Here is a 3458-nt window from a genome sequence, read left to right as displayed (position 1 = left end):
AGCTCACCTCGCTTGAGTTTTCATTGCCGGCGGCTGCGATCACCGTCACCCCTTTGCTGTGGGCATAGGCTACGGCCTCTTCCATCAGTTGGGCAGAGGCACGGCTACCCAGGCTGAGGTTGATGATTGTGGCGCCGTGGTCAGCAGCATAGCGGATCCCTTCCACCACATCCGACAGGGATCCAAAGCCATTGGCATCCAGCACCCGCACCGGCATGATCTTGGCCTTGAAGGCGACCCCGGCCACGCCTAGGGTGTTGTTGGTGGATTGGGCGATGGTGCCCGCCACATGGGTGCCATGGCCGTTGAGGTCGGTGGGATCCTCATCGTCATCCACGAAGTCGTAGCCCTTCACAAATTCGGTTTGGGCCAGATCCGGCACCCGTGTCACCCCAGTGTCCACCACGGCTACCGTTACCCCTTCCCCTTGGGAGATGTCCCAGTCTTCCGGGATGCGGTTGGGTCGGAGGTTCCTTTGCTGGGGATTGTGGGGATCGTTGGGCACAAAAGCGGCCTGGAATTGGTAATTGGGGTGGGCATACTCGACCAGGGCTTCCCGCGAGAGCCGTTGGATTAGCCGCCGTGTGGCTCCTGGATGTTCCGCATTCACATCAAACAGGTAAATAGCCTCCTGGCGGGCAAAAGCGCTGTTGCTGCTGGGTCGCAGCGGCAAATTGTAGGCTTTGGCAAGAGCAGCAATCTCAGTGGGAGTGGCCGTGTTGACAAAGTTGACCACAATGCTGTCGTAGGGGGTGGGTCCCTTACCGCAGGCCGTCACCAGCAGTGCCACCAGGCCAGCGCAGCAGAGACCCAACCAGCGTCTGAAGTTCATCATGCACGCCCTCGGGATCCAAAATTGTTGCCACCAGTATGCCCTCTGGATGGGCAATTGACCAGAAAATCAGCACGCTGCGCCACCTCAAGGAAGACCGCCGCGAAATCGCCGCAGGCTACGAATGCGGCATCACGCTGGAAGGATTCGACGGCTACCAAGAGGGCGACCGCATCGAGTGCTACGAAGTCCAGGAAGTGGCGCGCTAATCAGTCCCGAAAGCGGTAGCGCAGGAGCGTCCAAATCGCCTCCAGCCCGTCTGTCCAGCGGATCTTCTTGCCTTCCGCCTTGCGCCGCGGACGGTAGTGCAGCAACTCCACCTCGCGAATCGGCACGCCGCGCTTGAGCGACTTCGCCGTGACCTCGGGGCAGAACTCGAACCGCTCGCACTTGAGGTTCATCGAGCGCAGCAGGTCGGTGCGGAACGCCTTGTAGCAGGTCGCCTCGTCCGTGAGCGGGTAGCGAAACAGGATTCGTACCGCCCACGCCAACAGGATATTCGCGATTTTGTTCGGCAGCGGCATCTCGCGCGGCAAGCCCCTGAAAAAGCGCGAGCCGTACACCACCTGCGCCTCGCCCTTGATAATCGGCGCCACCACCTTCGGGATCTCGTTCGGGTCGTACTCCAGGTCGGCGTCTTGGATGATGAGGATGTCGCCTGTGGCGTGCTGCAGCGCGGTGCGAATCGCCGCCCCCTTGCCCCGATTGCGCTCGTGGCGCAACGCGACAATATCGCGCTGCTCGGCGAGGATGTCGGGCGTCTTGTCGGTGGAACCGTCGTCGACGACGATAATCTCCTTGCGGAACGGGGCGCGGCGCAAACGCTCCAACAACTCCAGCAGCGTGCCTTCCTCGTTGTAAATCGGCACGACGACCGTAATCAGCGGCTCATCCATCGGCGACTCTCGCGCGTCTTAAGTATACTATCCCCACGAGGTGATTCCGATGCGATACGCGATTACCGTAGCAGCACTCACGCTTGCGCTCAGCGGCTGGGCGCAGACGCTCACGGTGGGCGACCCCGCCCCCGCCCTGCCCGTCGCCAAATGGGTCAAGGGACAACCCGTCAAGGAGTTCCAACAAGGCAAGGTCTATGTCGTGGAGTTCTGGGCGACTTGGTGCGGTCCGTGCCGACAGACCATCCCCCACCTGACCAAACTCGCCGAGAAATACAAGGATAAGGTCACGATTATCGGCGTCAGCGTATGGGAGCGCGCCGACGCGAACGACCCGAACGCCCACATCCAGCGCGTGGAGAAGTTTGTGCAAGACATGGGCAACCAGATGAACTACACCGTCGCGGTGGACGGCGCAGAAGGCGTCATCGCCAAAACCTGGATGGAAGCCGCGGGGCAAGACGGTATCCCAGCCGCCTTCGTCATCGACCAGCAGAAGCGCATCGTCTGGATCGGGCACCCGATGGACAACATGGACACGGTGCTGGACAAAGTGCTGGCGGGCAACTTCGACTGGAAAGCGGAAGCGGAACGGCAAAAGCGTTTCCGCGAGCAGATGGAAGCCATCCAAGCCGACTACGCGGAGTATGTCCAACTCATGCAGCAGCGCAAGTACGCGGACGCGCTCGCCAAACTCGATGCGATGATCCCCAAATACAGCGAGTTCGCCTCCGATTTGAAGGTGACGCGCTTCGAGACCCTGCTGCGCGTGGACGAGAAGCAAGCGTATGCCTACGCGCTGCAACTTGCGCAGAACGAGTTCAAAGATAACGCGCAAGTGCTGAACATCCTCGCGTGGACAATCGTGGACGACGAGACCCAGCCGCCGCTCAAGTCGCCCGACTACCAGGCAGCGATTACGATTGCGCGGCGCGCCGTCGAGCTGACCAAAGAGGGGGATGCGTCCATCCTCGACACGCTTGCCTACGCCTACTTCAAGAGCGGGGATGTGCAGAACGCGCTCAAGTACCAGAAGATGGCGGTAGACCTCGCCGAGAAAGACCCCGCGATGCCTGCAGACGCGAAACAAGAGATTCGCGCCCGCTACGAGAAGTTCCAGAAAGCGGCGCAGAAGTAGTCGTCTTCACGGGATAGCGTTCAGAGTGCGGAAGCTTCGGCTTCCGCACTTCGGGATTCTACCCCCGCGCGGGCGCGCGGGTCAGCCACGCGAGTTGCTCCCAGACGGCGACGACCTGCTCGCGGGTCAGGCTTGCTTCCGATACGGGGGACTCAGTGCGTGGGGCGTCGCCTTCCAGGATGCGCAGCAGCGTGTCGGTCAGGTAGTGGATGTCGTGCTGCGAGAGTCGGCTGAACGCGCGGCGCAACATCGGCAGCGACTGCACAAACAGCTCGTCGGGCAGGCTCATCACGAACTCGTGCATCGCCTGCACGAAGGGGCGCGAACGGGACGCTGCGCCGCCTTGCGACATCAGCAGCCCTTCCAGAAACGCCGCCGCCTGTTCGGGGGGCGTCGCAGGCGACAGGAACCGCCGCGCCCGCAGCCACAACGCCTCGTCCTGCATCCGCACAAAACCCAACAGCCCCAAGCCCAGCCCCGCCACATACGCATGCGCCCGCTCGCTCAGCGCGGTCTCGCGCAGGTTCTCCAGCCACAAGGCGGTCTCCAGATAGGGCAGTTTGTGCGCGAGTTCGTGCAGCAGTTGCATGCC

Annotated in this window: 5 protein-coding genes; 2 read left to right on the top strand and 3 right to left on the bottom strand. The window is 62.0% G+C overall.

Annotation, left to right across the window (positions count from 1 at the left end; genetic code table 11):
- Positions 1-835: S8 family serine peptidase (locus NW858_RS09210; RefSeq protein WP_414520346.1), on the bottom strand; the 835-nt coding region annotated here is incomplete at its 3' end.
- A gap of 35 nt (positions 836-870) precedes the next feature.
- Here NW858_RS09210 and NW858_RS09205 point away from each other — a divergent pair.
- Entirely contained in the window at positions 871-1041 is a 171-nt protein-coding gene (locus tag NW858_RS09205; RefSeq protein WP_414520345.1) for a hypothetical protein, read from the top strand.
- Here the strand turns inward: NW858_RS09205 and NW858_RS09200 are convergent, their stop codons facing one another.
- Positions 1042-1728, bottom strand: coding sequence for a glycosyltransferase family 2 protein (locus NW858_RS09200; protein WP_414520344.1), 687 nt, complete (start codon positions 1726-1728; stop codon positions 1042-1044).
- A gap of 49 nt (positions 1729-1777) precedes the next feature.
- On the opposite strand from NW858_RS09200, the gene NW858_RS09195 reads away from it, so the two are divergent.
- Positions 1778-2866, top strand: coding sequence for a redoxin domain-containing protein (locus tag NW858_RS09195; RefSeq protein WP_414520343.1), 1089 nt, complete (start codon positions 1778-1780; stop codon positions 2864-2866).
- Positions 2867-2924: 58 nt separating this feature from the next.
- On the opposite strand, the gene NW858_RS09190 is transcribed toward NW858_RS09195, so the two are convergent.
- A partial coding sequence (locus NW858_RS09190; protein WP_414520342.1) for a DUF5682 family protein occupies positions 2925-3458 on the bottom strand: 534 nt, incomplete at its 5' end.

Origin of the sequence: Synechococcus sp. H55.10 (assembly GCF_047502715.1) — a bacterium.
Taxonomy (GTDB): Bacteria; Cyanobacteriota; Cyanobacteriia; order Thermostichales; family Thermostichaceae; genus Thermostichus.
The sequence above is the reverse complement of the archived record's forward strand: the minus strand, read 5'-3'. Positions and strand labels throughout refer to the sequence as shown.

Bases quoted from the DNA above. Each gene is read 5' to 3' on its own strand.
- NW858_RS09200 (WP_414520344.1), bottom strand. From the start codon at position 1,728: ATGGATGAGCCGCTGATTACGGTCGTCGTGCCGATTTACAACGAGGAA.
- NW858_RS09205 (WP_414520345.1), top strand. From the start codon at position 871: ATGCCCTCTGGATGGGCAATTGACCAGAAAATCAGCACGCTGCGCCAC.
- NW858_RS09195 (WP_414520343.1), top strand. From the start codon at position 1,778: ATGCGATACGCGATTACCGTAGCAGCACTCACGCTTGCGCTCAGCGGC.